This is a genomic window from Janthinobacterium aestuarii (genome assembly GCF_046113285.1).
In the GTDB taxonomy this organism is placed as follows: domain Bacteria; phylum Pseudomonadota; class Gammaproteobacteria; order Burkholderiales; family Burkholderiaceae_D; genus Janthinobacterium.
On record NZ_CP142524.1, the window covers coordinates 3,791,986 to 3,810,185 of the forward strand.

Annotated in this window: 18 protein-coding genes; 5 read left to right on the top strand and 13 right to left on the bottom strand. The window is 64.0% G+C overall.

Annotation, left to right across the window (positions count from 1 at the left end; all coding sequences use genetic code 11):
- Window positions 1-53: 53 nt before the first annotated feature.
- The 9 genes from OX462_RS16895 to OX462_RS16935 form a co-directional block, all read right to left on the bottom strand.
- Complete coding sequence (locus OX462_RS16895; RefSeq protein WP_409026605.1) at window positions 54-1,547, bottom strand: hypothetical protein; 1,494 nt, start codon at window positions 1,545-1,547, stop codon at window positions 54-56.
- An 89-nt stretch (window positions 1,548-1,636) separates the two neighbouring features.
- Window positions 1,637-2,977, bottom strand: a complete 1,341-nt coding sequence (locus tag OX462_RS16900; protein WP_409026606.1) for a DUF3422 family protein — start codon at window positions 2,975-2,977, stop codon at window positions 1,637-1,639.
- A 122-nt stretch (window positions 2,978-3,099) separates the two neighbouring features.
- Entirely contained in the window at window positions 3,100-4,308 is a 1,209-nt protein-coding gene (locus OX462_RS16905) for a multidrug effflux MFS transporter (RefSeq protein WP_409026607.1), read from the bottom strand.
- Window positions 4,305-4,961: a TetR/AcrR family transcriptional regulator gene (locus OX462_RS16910; protein ID WP_070291701.1), complete on the bottom strand. Its 657-nt coding sequence runs from the start codon at window positions 4,959-4,961 to the stop codon at window positions 4,305-4,307. Before OX462_RS16910 ends, OX462_RS16905 begins: the two co-directional genes overlap by 4 nt.
- Window positions 4,962-5,083: 122 nt before the next feature.
- Complete coding sequence (locus tag OX462_RS16915) at window positions 5,084-5,560, bottom strand: copper chaperone PCu(A)C (protein WP_205602345.1); 477 nt, start codon at window positions 5,558-5,560, stop codon at window positions 5,084-5,086.
- A gap of 20 nt (window positions 5,561-5,580) precedes the next feature.
- Window positions 5,581-6,177: an SCO family protein gene (locus tag OX462_RS16920; RefSeq protein ID WP_121669149.1), complete on the bottom strand. Its 597-nt coding sequence runs from the start codon at window positions 6,175-6,177 to the stop codon at window positions 5,581-5,583.
- 62 nt (window positions 6,178-6,239) lie between these two features.
- Entirely contained in the window at window positions 6,240-6,626 is a 387-nt protein-coding gene (locus tag OX462_RS16925) for a DUF2946 family protein (RefSeq protein ID WP_162995621.1), read from the bottom strand.
- 36 nt (window positions 6,627-6,662) lie between these two features.
- A complete protein-coding gene (locus OX462_RS16930; protein WP_240453597.1) occupies window positions 6,663-7,256 on the bottom strand; it encodes a helix-turn-helix transcriptional regulator in 594 nt (197 codons plus the stop codon).
- 62 nt (window positions 7,257-7,318) lie between these two features.
- Entirely contained in the window at window positions 7,319-8,020 is a 702-nt protein-coding gene (locus tag OX462_RS16935) for a Crp/Fnr family transcriptional regulator (protein WP_409026608.1), read from the bottom strand.
- A 115-nt stretch (window positions 8,021-8,135) separates the two neighbouring features.
- On the opposite strand from OX462_RS16935, the gene OX462_RS16940 reads away from it, so the two are divergent.
- Entirely contained in the window at window positions 8,136-9,770 is a 1,635-nt protein-coding gene (locus OX462_RS16940; RefSeq protein ID WP_409026609.1) for an acyl-CoA synthetase, read from the top strand.
- A 4-nt stretch (window positions 9,771-9,774) separates the two neighbouring features.
- Here the strand turns inward: OX462_RS16940 and OX462_RS16945 are convergent, their stop codons facing one another.
- From OX462_RS16945 to OX462_RS16955, 3 genes are all read right to left on the bottom strand, one after another.
- Complete coding sequence (locus tag OX462_RS16945; protein ID WP_070310913.1) at window positions 9,775-11,187, bottom strand: MFS transporter; 1,413 nt, start codon at window positions 11,185-11,187, stop codon at window positions 9,775-9,777.
- A 106-nt stretch (window positions 11,188-11,293) separates the two neighbouring features.
- A complete protein-coding gene (locus tag OX462_RS16950) occupies window positions 11,294-12,010 on the bottom strand; it encodes a ribonuclease T2 family protein (protein ID WP_409026610.1) in 717 nt (238 codons plus the stop codon).
- 70 nt (window positions 12,011-12,080) lie between these two features.
- A complete protein-coding gene (locus tag OX462_RS16955) occupies window positions 12,081-13,181 on the bottom strand; it encodes a branched-chain amino acid aminotransferase (protein ID WP_121669144.1) in 1,101 nt (366 codons plus the stop codon).
- 198 nt (window positions 13,182-13,379) lie between these two features.
- On the opposite strand from OX462_RS16955, the gene OX462_RS16960 reads away from it, so the two are divergent.
- The 4 genes from OX462_RS16960 to OX462_RS16975 all read left to right on the top strand — a co-directional run bounded on the left by OX462_RS16960 (window position 13,380) and on the right by OX462_RS16975 (window position 17,227).
- A complete protein-coding gene (locus OX462_RS16960) occupies window positions 13,380-15,905 on the top strand; it encodes a PepSY domain-containing protein (protein ID WP_409026611.1) in 2,526 nt (841 codons plus the stop codon).
- A gap of 130 nt (window positions 15,906-16,035) precedes the next feature.
- Window positions 16,036-16,221 carry a hypothetical protein gene (locus OX462_RS16965; protein WP_070222074.1) on the top strand — a complete coding sequence of 62 codons (186 nt, stop codon included), beginning with the start codon at window positions 16,036-16,038 and terminating at the stop codon, window positions 16,219-16,221.
- 140 nt (window positions 16,222-16,361) lie between these two features.
- Complete coding sequence (locus OX462_RS16970; protein WP_157792430.1) at window positions 16,362-16,517, top strand: hypothetical protein; 156 nt, start codon at window positions 16,362-16,364, stop codon at window positions 16,515-16,517.
- A gap of 311 nt (window positions 16,518-16,828) precedes the next feature.
- A complete protein-coding gene (locus OX462_RS16975) occupies window positions 16,829-17,227 on the top strand; it encodes a bacteriohemerythrin (protein WP_070222077.1) in 399 nt (132 codons plus the stop codon).
- Window positions 17,228-17,234: 7 nt separating this feature from the next.
- On the opposite strand, the gene OX462_RS16980 is transcribed toward OX462_RS16975, so the two are convergent.
- Window positions 17,235-18,095, bottom strand: coding sequence for a hypothetical protein (locus tag OX462_RS16980; RefSeq protein WP_143449901.1), 861 nt, complete (start codon window positions 18,093-18,095; stop codon window positions 17,235-17,237).
- Window positions 18,096-18,200 lie beyond the last annotated feature (105 nt).

Consider the following 18,200-nt stretch of genomic DNA (forward strand, 5'->3'; position numbering starts at 1 on the left):
ATACCGATTCTAGAACACCATGTCTAGAACTTTTTTTCTAGGTCATGCAAAGACTAAAATTCGCGCAAGCGGTCGAACAAGTCAAGCAAGGCCGCCACATCGGGCAGCGGCACTTGCGCCAGCACCTGCTCCAGCGCCACATAGATTTCATCGCGCTCCACCGTTTCGATGACGCTGGAACGCCGCTCGATCTGGTTGAACACGCCGACATAGGCGGTGACCATCTCCTGCGCCACGGCTTGCGCCGTCCCGGCATCGTTCGCGCCGTCGAGCGTGCGCGCCGTGGCCAGCAGCTTTTTATACGCCTGCGCGGCTTTTTTGGCATACGCCGCCGCAATGTGCGCGCGGCCATCCCAGTCGCGGAACGGATTGTCCAGGTTTTCCGCCAGCCATTCCGGCTTGCGCGGCCGCGTCACCGACAGGTCCAGACCCAGCACCGCCGCCTTTTTATAACTGGCCTTGATGGCCTTGGCGGCGTCGGCCGGCAGGCTGGTCAGGCACAGGCTGGACAAGGCCGGCAACTGCGCCGGCACGGGGAAGTCGTCGGCACCGTAGCCGAACAGTTCATACGCGGTGAAGGAGCGCAAACGGTCCAGTCTGGCGATGCTGGCCACGTTTGACGCCAGCCCCGGCTTGCCCCATACCGTCAGGTCCGTCAGCAAGGGGAAACGCTGCGCCACCATGTCGAAATCCACGGCCGGCATGGCGCTCAGCGACAGGCGCGCCAGCTGGTCGAGGCCGTGGAATGGCGTCAGGGCGCCGGAACACTGCAGGCGCAGGAAGCGCCCTGCATGCGGGTCGTCGATGCGCAGCGCGGACGACGGCGCGCCATTCAGTATCAGGGTGCTCAAACCCTCGTTCAGGCGCAGCGAGCGCAAGCCTGCGCCATGCACGACGAGACGGCTGACATTGCTGTTGCGCAAGTCGAGTTCGCTCTCCGTCGAGGATTGCCAGTGCACTTCGTTGATGATGGGGTTGCCGTTGATGTAGGCGGCCAGCGCCGCGCTGCCGTGGCGCGTCTCGATGGTCGTCAGGCAAGGCAGCTGGTCCAGTTCGGACAGGTCGCCGAGCGCCTGCAGGATATCGTCGCCGATGCGGCTCGTCTTCTGGCGCACGGCCTGGCCGCCGACCATCACTTCCTCGCTCGATGCCGCCTTGAAGCGCTGGCGCCGGGCAGGGTCGACCTGCTCCCAGCGGCGCTGGCGCCAAACGCTGTCGCCCAAGTGCCAGCCGCCGCTGTAGCTTTTCACTGCCGTCTCGACCAGCGGCGCCACATTGGCCACCAGGCTGTAGTGGCGCGGCACCGTCGCGCTGGCAAAGCTGTGGTCGTGGCGCTTGTTCCAGAAATAGTAATCGCACACCAGGGGACGCATCGCCTGCACGGCGTGCGCATCGGGCAAGGTGTCGCCCATCCAGTCCAGCTGCAAAATGGCGGCCAGCGGGGCGCTGCCGGACGCGGCATCGTCGATGGCCGTGACCTGGCAAGCCACATACTGCTGCAGCCTGTGCGAAAACACACTGTAGATATCTCCAACCTTGGCAAGCACGCTGATTTCCTTGTAGCAAACAATGAGGCCAGCACGATAGCAAAGATTGGCGGCGCGCGGCGTACGCACCGCCTGAGTGCCTGCCCTGGTCAATCCGCGTGCAGCTTGTGATGCATGCGCCGCAAGCCCAGCCAGACGGCGGCCGCCACGAACGGCACCAGGGCGCCGACGAGGATTTCCGGATTCACGGGCAGCCCCAGCACCTTGGCCGCCTTGCCCGTATAGCTGAACAGGCCGATCACGTAGTAGGAAATGGCCGCCACGGACAAGCCTTCCACCGCTTGCTGCAAGCGCAGCTGCTGGGCCGCGCGGGCGTTCATCGATTGCAGGATTTGCCGGTTCTGCAATTCCTGCACGATGCCCACGCGCGTGCGCAGCAAGTCGTTGGTGTTGGCAATGCGCTGCGCCATCGCTTCCTGGCGGCTGGACATCGCTTCGCACGTATTCATGGCGGGCGTCAAACGGCGGTCCATGAATTCCTCGACCGTGGGGATGCCCTCGATGCGTACTTCGCGCAGCTCGTCGATGCGCGCCTTGACGAGACCCATGTAGGCTTTCGAGGCGGAAAAACGGTAGCTATTGTCGAGCGACAGCTTTTCTATGCGGGCCGCCAGGCGCGTGATGCGGTCGAGCAAGGCTTGCTCGGAGACGCCCTCATCGCCGGCTCCTGGGGCGTCGTCCGTATCGACCATGGCGGCGGCCAGGGTCGCCAGTTCGTTCTCGATGGCATTCAACGATGGCGCCGCCTGCATGGCGTAGGGCAAGCCCAACAAGGCCATCATGCGGTAGGTTTCGATTTCCAGCACGCGCTGCACCAATCGGCCCGACTGCTGCGAGCGCATGCCCGCATCGCGGATGACGAAACGGCTGAAGCCGTCGGACTGGATGGTGAAATCCGTCCACAATTCGCCGCCCTGCAGCACCTTGCTGCCGGCCAGGGTATTGCCCTCGAACACGCGCGACAAACCTTGCATGAAGATCTCGGCCGGCTCCGTCGCCTGCTCGAGCACCACGTGGGCGGCCACCATCAGCTTGCCCTTCAAGCCCACCAGCCATTGTTGCGGCAACTGTTCCAGGGGCATGCGCTCGAACGCCTGCTCCAGGGGCAAGGCGGTACCCGGATGTTCGGCGAAGGTAAACGTGGCAAATTCCGTGTGGCATTCCCATTTCAGGCGGAAGCGGCCGAAGTCGTAATAAAAATACTTGGCTTCGGCAGCGGGCGGCGTGACGCCGAAATGCGTACACAGGGCCGCCAGGGTAGCGTGCTGGGCCGCCATATTCGACGCACCGGGCGCCGCGCTGTCATCCTTGTAGACGGCCAGATGGGTGATCAGCTCGGGGGCGTCGAGCTGCAAGAACGGCCGCGAGTGGATTTCCGCAGCCAGCGGCACGCGCAAGGCGTGGTTCAAACTGGAGTTAATCAAGTGCATGATAGCCAAAGGTAAAGTTGCAAAACTGCTTAGACCCGCGCGCGTGCTGTGCTGCCCGCAGCGAGGGTCTGATTGTCACAGTGTAACAAAGCAGAATGCATGCCATCCTTTTCCAGGGCTCGTCATATTGTTTTGACAACCCCTACCACGCCCTGCCCCGCCCCTTGCCGGCTGCCCAGCCACCAGAATGCGGCGGCCAGCACGACGGCCGAAGCCTGTCCCAGCGCCAGTTTGAATGCGCTGTCGAACAGCAACGGTGCGACAAAACCGGACACCAGCGCAAACACCAGCATTTGCACGAAGTTTTGCAGGGAGGCGGCCAGGCCCCGCATCTGCGGGAAAATGTCGAGCGTCGACATGGTCATGCCCGGCAAGGCCAGCGACATGCCGAACGCGTACAGCATCACGGGCACGACGGCGAATGGGATGCTGGCCGCAAACCAATGGTTGTAAGCAATATTGATCGCACCCGTGGCCGCCATGGCCAGCAAGCCCCAGCGCACCAGCACGGTGCTTTTCACCACGTGGGCCAGCTTGCCCGACAGCGCCGAGCCCAGCACCAGTCCCGCCACCATGGGGATGAACATCCAGCCGAACGCCGTTTCCGGCAGATGCAGCAACTCCAAAATAAAATGCGGGGCCGAGGCGATGTACAGGGCAAAGCCGCCAAAGGCGAAGGCCACGGCCAGCGAACGCAAGAGGAATGCCCGGTGGCGCAAGGCCAGCCAGTAATTGCGCGCGATGTTGCCTGGATGGAAAGGCTGACGTTGCTCGACAGCTAAACTTTCCGGCAAGCCTTTCAGGCAGGCGAGCGCCAGCAGCACGGTGACGGAAAAGGTGAACACGAACGTCGATTGCCAGCCGTAGGCCACGTGCAGCCAGCCGCCGATGATGGGGGCGATGGCGGGGGCGATGCCGAACACCATCATGATGTTGGCCAGCATCTTTTGCGCGGCCGCGCCCGACAGACTGTCGCGCACGATCGCTTGCCCGATCACCCTGCCCGCGCCGGCCGAGGTGCCCTGCATGCCGCGGAAGAACAGCAGCCAGCCAAAGCTGGGGGCGAAGGCGGCGCCGATGGAGCCCACGGCAAAGATCAGCAGCGAAGCGAGAATCACGGGACGGCGGCCGAACGAGTCGGACAAGGTGCCGTAGAACAAGGTCATGAAGGCATAGGCGGCCAGGTAGACGCTCAGGGTCTGCTGCACCAGCACGCTGCTGACGTCGAAATGCGTGCCGATCGCGGGAAACGACGGCAGGAAGGTATCGGTGGCGAACGGGCCCAGCATGGCCAGACCGGCCAGCACCAGGGTCAGGTTTCTGGTTTTCATGCGCCCGCCTGCACAGCATATTGGCGGCGCAAGCCGTCGAGGGCCGCCAGCGAGAACGCGGCGACATGCTGCGCAATGCTGGCGGTGCCAGTCTCGTCATAGGTAATTTCCGGCGCCACCAGTTCATGCACGATTCGCGAACGGGCATAGAACACAGCCTGGCCAATCACGCTGAACACGCATTTCTGCACCACGTCCGCCGGCATGGCCTCGCCCACCACGCCACGGATCAAGCCTGTAAACAGGGCGTGGTGCGCGCGCACATCGCGGTCTGCCAGCATGTGGATGGCGGACGTGGGTTCGATCAATTCACGCGCCACCAGGCGGCTGAACAGCGAAGCCGCTCCCGGGCGCAGCATGTCGAAGACCATCGATTCTATCGCCAGGCGCAACTGTTCCACGGGCACCACGGCCGCCGCTGGGCCTGCCTCCGGCGCGGCAGCGGCCGAGGCACGCGCCAGCGCGCGCGCATGGTCGAAGGCGGCCAGGTACAGCTCTTCCTTGCCATGAAAATAATAGTTAACCATCGCCACGTTGACGTGGGCCGCCTCGCAGATCCTGCGCACGGACGCGAGCTTGTAGCCTTCGTCGGCAAACAGCTGGACCGCCGCCTGCAGAATGCGCGTGCGCGCCGTTTCGACTTCTTCTGTCATGCCATTCCCATCATTTAAACATCCGTTTAATATTATCCGGCATTGTATCAAACAGCTGTTTAATTTTCAAATGGACGCAAAAAAGCCCGGCGAACCGGGCTTTGCAAGGGCATTGCCGTAGCTTAGTGCTTCATCGCCGGCATCGCAGTTGACGTCGAGCTGGCGCCCAGCGGACGGGCCACGGCATTGACTTCGATGGTTTCGCGGCGCTTGTCCTCGCCTTCGACGACCAGGGTCAGCGGGATCTTGTCGCCCGCCTTCACCTGCCCTTTCAGGTCCAGCAGCATCACGTGGTAGCCGCCCGGCTTCAGTTCGACGGCTTTACCGGCTGGCAAGGCGATTTCCTTGACCTGGCGCATGCGCATCATATTGTCCGTCATGCTCATTTCATGGATTTCCGCCACGCCCGCCACGGGCGAGCGCACTTCCAGCAGCCGCATGGCTTTTGGCGCCGTGATCTGCATGAAGGCACCCGTGGCTTTTTGCTGCGGCACGGTGGCGCGCACCCACGGGTCGCTAATCTGCACGGACGTCTGGGCAGCGGCGGAGAAGGACAGCACGGTCAGGGCCGTGGCCAGCAGGGTTTTCAGATGGGTCATGATTATTCCTTTCGTGATAGTTACAAGGTGTATTTCGATTTCATCAGGGTCTTGATGTCCTGCACGCACTCATCGCCCGTCAACTGGTGCTTCAGGCCCAGGCGCATGCGCCCCTCGGTGTCGAGCACGTAGCTGATGGCCGTGTGGTCCATCGTGTACGAACTGCCGCTCGGCACGCGGCGGTAGAAGACCTTGTAGTTGAAGGCCGTCTGCGCCGTGTCCTTCGGGTCCGTGCGCAAGCCCAGGAAACTGGGGTCGAAGGCGCGCATGTATTCGCCCAGCAGCTCGGGCGTGTCGCGCTCGGGGTCGATGCTGATGAAGAGCACTTGCAGCTTGTCGGCATCGGCGCCCAGTTTCTGGCGGATTTCCAGCGCGCGCGACAGGGCTGTCGGGCACACGTCCGGGCATTGCGTGAAGCCAAAGAAGACCATCACATACTTGCCCTTGAAGTCGGCCAGGGTGTAGACCTTGCCGTCGGGGCCGCTCAACTTGAAGTCGGGCTTGTAATCGCCTCCCGTCAGGTCGAGGCCGTTGTAATGGGGTTTCGGCGCTTGTTCGCAAGCGGCAAGCGTGAGCAATCCCGCCGTGCCGGCGAGAAGGAAAAGACGACGTTTCATGGCATTCTGGCCCGATGGGCGTAGTGGAGACGGTTAAGACGTGGAAGGTATGACTGCTGCGTTCAGGCAGCCGAAGGCGGACCGCGCGGACTGGCGGCCAGCCACGCGAACGGCGCTTTGGGCGCCTGGTAAAACAATGGCGGATAGTGATCGTGGCCCGTGATGACGGCCAGCGGCGAGGATGAGGACGGCGGCAAGCCCACGCTGCCCGCATGGCTCATGCAGAACGGGCAATGTTCGATGTGGTGCAGCACGGAATCGGTGGTGGATCTGGCGGCTGGCGCCAGGTCCGCCTGCGTATAGACGGCGCCGCTGGCCGAACAGATTTCGACGGCGGCATTGTTCGCGTTCGCGTGCAACGAGGCAAACGCATACGACAGGGACGGCGACAGCGCATTGAGCAGTAGCGCCAGGCAGGCGAACCACATATGCCACTGTTTGCGTTTCAATAAAGATCCCATGGCCCCGATTATAACGGAGTCTGGCTATCCGGGCGCCTGTCCCCGCAGGAACAGGCTGGGACGCACGCCCGCCACGTCCACGCAGGCATCGCAAAATGCGGGGATCGAGGCAAAGCCGGAGCCGGCCGCCACTTGCGCCAGGTCGCGCTCGCCGTCTTCCCCATCGGCGTCCGCTTGCGCCGCCGTGTGCAGCGCGTGCGCCAGACGCTGTTCGCGTACCAGGCTGAGCAATGCCTCGCCCTCGGCAAACAGGCGCGCGCGCGCCTTGTGCGGCGTCACTTGCCACAGGGCCGCCAGGCGCGCCGCCGTCCATTTGCCTTGCGGCGTATCAAAGATGTGCTGCGCCAGCGCCTGGCTCCAGCGCTTGCCGCCGCCGTGGCCGCCATCGGCTTCATCGCCTTCCAGCGCCAAGGTGAACACGGCCGGCTTGCCCCGCCCCGGCATCACGTCGCAGGCAAAGCGCAAGAAGGCAGGCACGACGAAGCTGTCGCCGCTGGCCAGTTTCTTGGTGGCGATTTCATTATGCAAGGTGACAAAACCCTGGCGCACGGTAACGCGCAGCCGGAGCGGAAAGCGCAAGCCCAGCAAGTGCAGAGGATGATCGGAAACGAGTGCCATGCGTCAATTCAATGTCATAAGCCAGCCGCCAGCATGCCATACATCGCGCAAGCAGTCTGTCATCACAGCGACGCTACGCCATAACGGCGCAAGCCATCGAGGTCGACGACGCGGATCGATTGATAGGCGATGCTGATCAGCTTGAGTTCGGCCAGATGGCCCAGCGCCTGGTTCACGCGCTGGCGCGAAATGCCGGTCAGCAAGCCGATTTCTTCCTGCGACAGCTCAAGCACGCTGGAGGTGCGCGGGTATAACATGGGGTGGAACAGTTGCGCGATCGCTTGCGCCACCTGCGCGTCGACGGCCAGCAGGCGCTGGTTCTGGATGGTGGCGATGAATTGCCCCATGCGCTCGTTCAGCTGGCGGATGACGAAGGCATTGAAGGAGAGGCTCTCGGCCAGCAGCAGATGAAACAGATCCACGGGCACGAGGATGATGCTCGATGCGCGCACGGCCACCACGTCGTAGCGGCGCAGTTCGCGCTTGAGCACGCTGCCCTCGCCGCTCCAGCCGCCGGCCGGCACGCCGGAAAACGTGGCGCCGCGCCCATCGGCATTGTAGACGGCCAGCTTGATCAAGCCCGTGTGTACGCCGATCCAGTGCGCCGACGGTTCGCCGCGCCGCGTGATGAAGGCGCCCGCCTCGAAATGCCGGAGCACGCTGCCGGCGCGCAACAGGGTCTGATGCCGCGCATCGAGGGCCGCGAACCAGTCGTGGCTGTCGAGTTCCGGCATTGCAAGGTCTACACTATCGTTGCTATCCATTCCATCCTTCAGACCTGTCACTAAGATGACAGTGATTTTCCAGCGCCGGTGCTATGCTAACCGGTATCAATCCCGAAACAGGGAGCTACAGAATTTTATTTAACAGGAGACAAGCATGACTGCTGATTTCAACACCGGCCTCGGCAAAAACAGCGCCAACTACGCCGCCCTCACCCCGCTCGACTATATCGCCAGGGCAGCCGCAGTATATGGCAATCGCCTGGCAATTGCACATGGCAGCCTGCGCCAGACGTGGCGCGAGACCTATGCGCGCACGCGCCGCCTGGCCTCCGGCTTGATCAAGCTGGGCGTGGGCACGGGCGATACGGTCGCCGTGATGCTGCCGAACACGCCCGCCATGGTGGAAGCGAGCTTTGGCGTTCCCATGGCCGGCGCCGTCCTCAATGCGCTGAACATTCGCCTCGACCTGGCCTCCTTGACCTTCATGCTGCGCCACGGCCAGGCGAAAGTCTTGCTGGCCGATACGGAATTTGCCGAACTGGCGCGCCAGATGGCAGCGCAGATTCCCGGCCTGCGCGTGATCCAGGTCAACGACGTACTGGGCCCCGAAGTGGACGCGTTTTCCGACCTCGACTACGAAACCTTGCTGGCCGGCGGCGACCCCGATTACGACTGGCAGCCGCCTGCCGACGAGTGGGACGCCATCGCCCTCAACTACACATCCGGCACCACGGGCGACCCGAAAGGCGTGGTCTACCACCACCGCGGCGCGGCCTTGAATGCCCTGTCGAACATCCTGGAATGGGACATGCCCAAGCATGCCGTCTACCTGTGGACCTTGCCGATGTTCCACTGCAATGGCTGGTGCTTCCCGTGGACCGTGGCCGCGCGCGCCGGCGTCAACGTGTGCCTGCGCAAGTTCGAGCCGAAGCTTGTGTTCGACCTGATGCGCGAATTGCGCATCACACACTATTGCGCGGCGCCCATCGTGCATGCGGCGCTGGCCAACGCGCCCGCCAACTGGCGCGAGGGAATCGACTGGACCGTGCGCGGCATGGTGGCCGGCGCGCCGCCGCCGGCGGCCATGGTGGCGAAGATCGAAGCCATGGGCTTCGACTTGATCCATTCGTATGGCTTGACGGAAGTGTACGGCCCCGCCGCCATCTGCGCCGAGCAGGACGAGTGGGCAGCCCTGTCGCAGGAAGAACGCGCCGTACTCAAATCGCGCCAGGGCGTGCGCTACCACTTGCAAAGCGCCGTGGCCGTGCTGGACCCGGAAACCATGGAACCGGTGGCGGCCGATGGCGAACAGATCGGCGAGATCATGTTCCGTGGCAACATCTGCATGAAGGGTTATTTAAAGAATGAAAAGGCGACGCAGGAAGCGTTCGCGGGCGGCTGGTTCCACACGGGCGACCTCGGTGTCATGTATCCGGACGGCTACATCAAGCTGAAGGACCGCAGCAAGGACATCATCATCTCGGGCGGCGAAAACATTTCCAGCGTGGAAGTGGAAGATGCGCTGTACCACCACCCGCAAGTGCTGGCCGCCGCCGTCATCGCCCAGCCCGACGAGAAATGGGGCGAAACGCCGTGCGCCTTCGTCGAACTGCGCGAAGGGGCGACGGTGACGGAAGCGGAATTGATCGCCTTCTGCAAGAACAACCTGGCGGGCTTCAAGGTGCCGAAAGCCATATATTTCGGCCCCCTGCCCCGCACGTCGACGGGCAAGATCCAGAAGTTCGAATTGCGCAAGCGCATGCATTCGGACAAGGCCATCGACGTCTAGACGCTTAATTGTCCTTGCCAGCCAGCCACGCCGGCTGCGCCACCGCCAGGCGCGCAAAGCTGGCGATGCTGGCCACGGCGGCGAACCCTGCCGCCAGGCACAGCGCATACGTCGTGCCCTTGGCAGCCGACACCGTAAAGCAGTAGGCGACCAGCGCCGCGCCCGTGGCCTGGCCGATCAAACGCGACGTGGCGACCACGCCGCTGGCGCCGCCTGCCCGCTCGGGCGGCGCGCTGCCCATGATGGCTTTCAGATTGGGCGCCTGGAAAAAGCCGAAACCGATGCCGCACAAGGCCATGCGCCAGCCGATGTCGAACGCACTCGGATGCGCCGGTATCCACACGAGGGTCAGCAAGCCGCCCGCCAGCGCCGCCAGGCCGATGCCGCCCAGCACGCCCGGCGAATACCGGTCGCTGAGCCGTCCGGCCACGGGTGCCATCACGGCCACCAGCACGGCCCACGGCGTCATCAAGAATCCCGTTTCCACGGGAGAGCGGCCCAGGGTGACTTCAAAATAGAATGGCAGCGAGACGAAGGCCAGCCCCTGCGCGGCAAACGTGCAGATGGCCGTCAGCGACGACAGCAAGAACAGGGGACGACGGAACAGGTCGATCGGCAGCATCGGTGCCGCATGCCCGGCCTGGCGGCGCAGCAGCAACATAAAAAAGACCACCACGGCCACCAGTTCCGGCAGCAAGGTCGACAGGTCCGCGTGATGGGCCGCATCGCCGAACAGCAAGATGAGCAAGCCGAAGGCGCCCACGTTGTACAGCGCCGTGCGCGCATCGAGCGTGTGGCCGGACAGTTTTGTCGCCGGCAACATGCGGCTGGCCAGGAAAAAGCCGGCCACGCCCAGCGGCACGTTGATGGCGAACAGCCATGGCCACGACGCCGTCGCCAGGATCAGCGAGGCGGCCGTGGGCCCGATGGCGAACGCGACGGCCACCACCAGCGCATTGTTGCCGAACGCGCGGCCCAGCAAATGCTTGGGGTACAGGGCGCGCAGCAGCGCCGTGTTGACGCTCATCATGGCACTGGCGCCGACGCCCTGGAACAGGCGCGCCACCACCAGCGAGGGCAAGGACCAGGCCAGCGCGCAGGCGAGCGACGCCAAAGTAAACAGGAACATGCCGGAGATAAACACCCGCCGGTAGCCGGCGATTTCGCCGAGGGCGGAAAACGGCAGCAAGGTCGCCACCATGGCCAGCTGGTACACATTCACGATCCAGACGGAGGCGGCCGGTGTCGTGTGCAGCTCGCTGGCGATGGCCGGCAAGGCCGTGTTGGCGATCGCCGTGTCGAGCGAGGCCATGCCCACGCCGATGGCCAGCGCGAGCATGGCCCATAAACGGGCGCCGGGCGGCAAGCCGTCCTCGCCCACGAGGAAAGGCTGCGCCTTGTTTTTCTGCTTCATCATGTTGCCTGTTCGTCTAGCCCGTCCGGGGCGGCATACGGTACCGCAGCCAAGACACTAGCATGGATGGACGGACTCTGCCGGGCAGGCCCGCCGATTTCACCCTACATCACTTCTGGCAGTCGATCACTTTAAAATCTTTCGAATAACAGATGCGTAGCTCGCCCGAGTGCTTTTCATAGCCGAGCCAGCGGCCTTTCAGCTGCGGGTTGTGCTGCTTCATCCACTGGAACAACTCGTTTTTCGGCATGGTGGAATCCGGCAACTTCAAGGCTTGGAACAGTTCGCGTTCCTTCTCGAAATACTGCTTGGCCGTATCGAAATCGCAGGCGCCATGCTTTTCCCATTCACCCTGCAGCAAGGCTTCGCCGGGCTGCATGCACATGTACGGCAGGATGTCCGACGGCGCCAGCTTCGGCAAATTGCCCTTGCAATAACGCGGATGCAGCTCCGTCTTGCGCGGCGGCGTCACGGAAATGTCTTCGCACGTGCCCGGGTTATTCGACTGCGCCCACAAGCCATGCACGATCCAGCCGAAGTGATTGCTCTCGGCACACTGAAAAGCGGCCTTCTTCGACACTGCGCCGCGGCGGCGCTGGCTGTCGCAGAAGCCTGGCGACCACGACAGCGCCAGCATGAAGTAATCGGTGGGCACGTTCGTGCTTTGCTTGTAGCAGGTGTTTTTCTCGTCCGACGGCTTGACGTCGTAGTCGTAATAACTGACGTTGCGGGGAATGGCGCACGTGGCGTCGGCTGAGTACGCGGCACCGGCGGACAGGCTGAGGAAAACGGCGGCCAAGGCAGGCAGGATAGAGCGAATTTTCATCGTATTTCCTTCAAGATATAAAAACGCCGGCAACTGGGTGCCGGCGCAGTAGTGAAATTACACCATCAACTTAGCAGACGGTATGCATCCAGCCGTGCGTATCCGGTGCCGTGCCATGCTGCAAGCCCAGCAGCGCTTCGCGCAGGGCCAGGGTGACGGCGCCGTTTTCATTGTTGTTGATGGTCATTTCAAAGCCATTGGCCTTGGCCACGCCCACGGGCGTGATGACGGCGGCCGTGCCGCAGGCGAACACTTCGGTCATGCGGCCCGAGGCGATGTCGTCGCGCCATTGCTGGACGGACAATTTACGCTCTTCCGTCGCATAGCCGAGGTCTTTTGCCATTTCCAGCAGGCTGCGGCGGGTGATGCCTGGCAACAAGGTACCCGTCAATTCCGGCGTCACGACGGTGACTTTCTCGCCATCCTTGTAGACGAAGAACAGATTCATGCCGCCCATTTCCTCGATGAACTCGCGGTGCACGGCGTCGAGCCACACGACCTGGTCGCAGCCCTTCTCTTGCGCTTGCGACTGGGCCATAAGGCTGGCCGCGTAATTGCCCGCGCACTTGGCTTCACCCGTGCCGCCTGGCGCTGCGCGCACGAAGTCTTCGCTGATCCACACGGTGACGGGTTTCACGCCTTTCGGGAAGTAGGCGCCGGCCGGCGAGGCGAACAGCACGAACAGGTATTCTTCCGATGGACGCACGCCCAGGTAGGGGTCGGTGGCGATCATCAGCGGACGCATGTACAGGCTCTCGCCCGTGTTCTTCGGCACCCAGTTACGGTCTTGCGCGATCAGCGCATCGCCCGCTTCCAGGAACAGCTCGACGGGAATGGCCGGCATGGCCAGGCGCGCGGCGCTGCGGTTGAAGCGCTCGGCATTTTGTTCCGGACGGAAGGTCTTGATGCTGCCATCGGGCTGGGCAAACGCCTTGTAACCTTCAAAGATGGCCTGGCCGTAGTGCAGCGACGAGGCGGACGGGTCCAGCGTCAAAGGACCGTAAGCCTTCAGTTCGCCCTGCTGCCACTTGCCGTCGCGGTAAGGAATCACCACCATGTGGTCCGTGAAGATGCGGCCAAACGCCGGGTTGACCATGCGCGCGGCGCGCTCGGCGTCGGACAGGGGGTGGGCGGATGGGGTGACGACAAGATTCGGTGTGGAAGTGGTCATGGCAGCAATGGGAACTAGTGAACAGTATCCCTATTGTAGCGCCTCCAGCGCCCGATCAGGCAAACGAGAATGGCCACCACCCCGCGAAAACAGGGAGTCATCATTTGCGAATGATTCTCGTTTGCGTTACTATGTCAATCCTCCTTCTTCCCCGCCATGCCTGACGCCCAGCATGGCGGCGCTATCGAAAGCCGCTTCATGACGACCTCCTCCCTTCCACACTCCCTGCCGCGCGCCGGCGCCGACGATGCGACGCAGACTCGTCAGCTTGCCGTCCCGCAACAACGGCGCTGGCACTGGAACTGGAAGCAGGTGTGGTTTCAATTGCACTGGTTCATCGGCATCACGGCCGGCACGGTGCTGGTGATCATCGGACTGAGCGGCGCCACCCTGGCCTTCAAGGATGAATTGCTCGACGTTATGAACCCCGGCGTGCGCCATGTCCCCGTGGAAACGCGCGCACCGCTGACGCCGGCACAGCTGAGCAGCATTGCCGCAGCCGAACACGGCCAGCGCGTGGCCTCGGTCACCATGTATGCGCAGGCGGGCGCGGCGCCCCGCCTGTTTTTCGCGCCGAAGCATGGCCAGCGGCGCGGCGAGTCCGTTTATCTGCACCCGTACACGGGCGCCACCCAGCCCGCGCTGGCGGGCGCGGCATTTTTCGAATGGACGGAGTCCTTGCACCGCTGGCTGCTGCTGCCGCGCGACCCGGGCCGGCAAGTGGCGGGCGCGCTGGCCCTGTGCCTGCTGGGCCTGGCACTGTCCGGCCTGTACCTGCGCTGGCCCCGCCGCCCGCTGGACTGGCGCACCTGGCTGACCTTCGACCCGGCATTAAAAGGCCGCTCCTTTTTGTGGAATCTGCACGCCGTGGCCGGCACCTGGTGCCTGGTCGTCTATGTGGCGCTGACCCTGACGGGCATTTACTGGAGCTATGACGTGGTGCGCGACAATATCGACGCCTGGGCCGGCAAGCCACCGCGCACGGCGCAGGCGCCCGGCAAGAAAGGCGCGCCGCAGGCGCCATCGCCCGCCGCCGACATCGGCCTGGCCTGGAGCGTTTTCCAGCAGCACGCCCCCGGCTGGACCCTGGCTACGGTGCGTCTGCCCGTGCGCCCCGGCGAAGCCGTGCAATTCACGTGGCTGGCCGGCGATGCGCCGCACGAACGGGCGCGCAGCCGCATGAGCATTGCGCCGGCCGACGGCACGCTCACGGAAAACGAACCGTACAGCCAGCAGGCGCTGGGGCAGCGCCTCGTCAACATCATTTATCCGCTGCACATGGGCACGTATTTTGGCTTGCCCGGCCGCATCATCGTCACCCTGGCCAGCCTGGGCCTGCCCCTGTTCGCCATCACGGGCTGGATGCTGTACCTGGGCCGCCGCAAGGCCAAGCGGGCTGTGCAAGCGCAGCGCGCTCTGCTGGGCGCCGGCGCGCCGGGCAAGACGGACACAGGTTTACCGACCCTGGTGGCCTACGCCAGCCAGTCGGGACAGGCCGAGCGCCTGGCCCTGGAAAGCGCGCGCGCCTTGCAGCAGGCCGGCGTGGCCGTCGACGTGCAGTCGCTGGACCGTTTCGATCCCGCGCAATTGCGCCAGTACGAACGGGCCCTGATCGTCGCCAGCACCTTTGGCGAAGGCGAGGCGCCGGACGGCACGCGCCGCTTCGCGCGCCTGCTGCAACAAACGGCGGGCACGCCGCTGGCGGGCCTGGAATTCGGCATGCTGGCCCTGGGCGACCGCCATTACGGCGCCTTCTGCGGCTTTGGCCATGCGCTGGCGCAACAATTGCAGGCACTGGGCGCCACGCCCATGTTCCCGCTGATCGAAGTGGACAAGCATGACCCCGCCGCCCTGGCCGCCTGGTCGCAAGCGCTGGCCAGCTGCAGCGGCAGCGCCATCGACGCCATCGGCGTACAGGAAGAAGCGTCGTACGCCGAATGGCGCCTGACGCGCCGCGTGCTGCTGAACCCGGGCAGCCTGGGCGGCGAACTGCATGAAATCACCTTGACGGGCCCCGCCGATGCTGCCTGGGAAGCGGGCGCGCTGGCGGAAATCATCGCCTGCAACGCGGATGGCAGCGAGGGCGACGCGCAAAGTGCCCAGCATGCGCCGCGCAGCTATTCGCTCGCGTCGCTGCCATCCGATGGCGAACTGCAATTGCTGGTGCGCCAGGAGCGCCACGCGGGCGGCGAAAACGGGGGCTACGGTCTCTGTTCCGGCTGGCTCACGCGCTTCGCGCCAGTGGGCGCCGACATCCGTTTGCGCCTGCAAGCCAATCCCGCCTTCGCGCCCGCCCTGGTCGACGTGCCCTGCATTTATATCGGCAATGGTTCCGGCCTGGCAGGCCTGCGGTCGCACCTGCGCGCGCGCCAGCGGGCGGGGCTGGCCCGTAACTGGCTACTGTTCGGCGAGCGCCAGCAAGCTGTTGACGGCATCTGCGGCGCAGAGTTGCAAGGCTGGCTGGACGCTGGCCACCTGGCGCGCCTGGACCGTGTCTTTTCGCGCGACGGCAACGAGGGCGGCAAACGCGAATACGTGCAGGACCGCCTGCGCGCCAACGTCGGCGAGCTGCGCGATTGGCTGGCGCAAGGCGCCATCGTCTACGTGTGCGGCAGCCTGCAAGGCATGGCGGCAGGAATCGATGCTGTACTGCAAGAAGTGCTGGGCCAGGACGGTCTCGACGCCCTGCTGGCGGCCGGACGCTACCGCCGCGACGTGTATTGATCTGCCTCAGCACATTGCCAGCGCCGCCCGGCTATGTGGGCCGCCGCACGGTCAGCGCCGGCCATCGGACTACAGTAGCGGCATGGCGGCATATCCGCGCCGCCCCCACCCACTGTTTGCGAGGCTAGCCATGAAAAACCCCTGGATGAGTATGTACCTGAGCGCCGCCAACCGCATCGCCAACACGGCGCGCGGCCACGCCACAGCCGCCGTCAAGCGCGAAGCGGCGAAAAATACGCGGCAATTGACGCAAGTGTGGTTCGACTCTTTCCTGCCCGCCGCAGGCAAGCCGCGGCGCAGCCGCAAGGCCAAATAAGAGGCGTCACTGGTGCAGTGCATCACAGCAACTAGTTGAAGTTTCAATCAGATGAACTAAACTGCAAGCATGGTAGTACATAGGACATGACCGGCAGGCGCCGCATCCCCGCGCCGCCGCCGGGACACCGGGAGACGACCATGTTGACGCTCAAAGTGCTGCTCTGCCTCGCCTTGTCGGCCCTGATGCTCGTGCCCCTCGTGCTGAGGGATGCGATGCAGACGTCGGCCGGACAGCAGTTGCAGGTGCCGAATGTCGATGCGCAGGGCATGTGGGCCCACTGGCCCAAGCAATAAGACGCGCGGCTGAGGGCAGTTGAACAAGCGCGTCGCTGGCTGCGTTGCTTTGACTTGCCGTACTAGCGTACTGTCTGCGTCAAAGACGCCTTGCCAGCGGCGTTTTTCAGCGGCGCTCGGTAACACGGCGCATCGTTAAGACCGCTTTATTGCGAGTGGGGAATTGTTCCCTTCGTCCATTTGTCTTTGTCTTGCTTTCCTCTTCCCCTCTTCACCATACTTTTGATCCAGATCATGGATTTCGCCCTTCGCTGCGTCCACACTGGAACAGTCCGCTTCGCGCCGCGACGGACTTCACCGGGGGCATCGGCATGGGTAAATCGCATTGGAAAGATGAGATGGCGCTGGGCGTTCCCGCCATCGACGAGGCGCATGAGGCGCTGTTTCAGGAGCTGGCACGGCTGGGGCAGTTAAGCGACCAGCATTTCAGCGTGGCGTTTCGCGAGCTGATTGCGGCCGTCGAACGCGATTTCCGCGAGGAAGAGGATTTGATGGAGCAAATCGGCTTTCCCTCGCTGGCCAACCACCGCGAACAGCATGCCCGCGTGCTCAGCGGCTTGCACCATGCCTGGGCCGCCGTCGATGAAGGCGACCTGGAACAGGGCCGCCATGCGCTGTCGCTGTTGCCGCAGTGGCTGATCTTCCACCAGGCCACCATGGACCTGGCCCTGGCGGCGGCGCTGGAACTGGTGCAGCGCCAGCCTAACTAGCAGTTCATTACAGCAACAGCACCGTCGCCTGCTCGGGCATGACCACGCGGTAGTGTCCCGGGTATTTGTCTTCGCCGTCGAAAATCTTGCAAAACACGGGCTGGTTGATGTCGTTGACGGCCGCCTCGTTCATGGGCAGCGTTGCGATCAGCTGTTCTCCATCCATCAATTGCAAGGCGCTGCCCCGCTCGGCCGCGCAAAAGGCCAGCGATTGCACGTCGCTGGCGAACGGCCGCTTGTACCACGGCGTGATGGCCCGCACGGCGCGCCGGGCGTCGCGCAAGACCTGCCCCACGCGCGTGACGTTCCACGCATCGCGCGCCACGGACGGCTGCAGCACGATATTGGCCGTCAGCTCGCCCCTGCCCTTGTTCACCAAAAACGTGCCGTCCTGCGCGGCAATATCATCGTTGAGCGGCACGACAAACACGCCGCCGGCCGACACCTTGATCGGCATGGGGGCGCCATTGCCTTGCAAGGCCACGCGCACATCGTCGATGGTGGCGCTCAGCTTGGCAGGAATCAGGCGCAGGGCCATGACCACGCTGCCGCTCGACACTTGCCACACTTTCCTGGCCGTCAGATAACTTTCACGGTATGCCGTGAACCGCACGTGCGGCGCCTTGGCATCGCTGGTGGCCGTGATCGTCACCGTTTGCGGTGGCAAGGCTTCCTCTGCTGGCGCCGTTGCCTTGGGTGCTGATGCCGCGGATGTGGCCGGCGCAAGCGGTGGCGCAACGGCATCGGCGGCGGGCGGCACGCTGGCGCTCTGCAGCGGCGCGGGAACAGCCGGCGGCGGCGCGTGTTCCTGGGCCTGACCCAGCGAGACGACACACAACCATCCGGCACAAGCGATCCATGTACGCATGCATTTCTTTCATTAAGGAAAATATTTGTCAGCGCCTGCATTATCGCAGAAGGCAAGCCGATGCGCCGCCCCGGGTCTGCCGGCACTCCTGCCTGCACTCCTTTG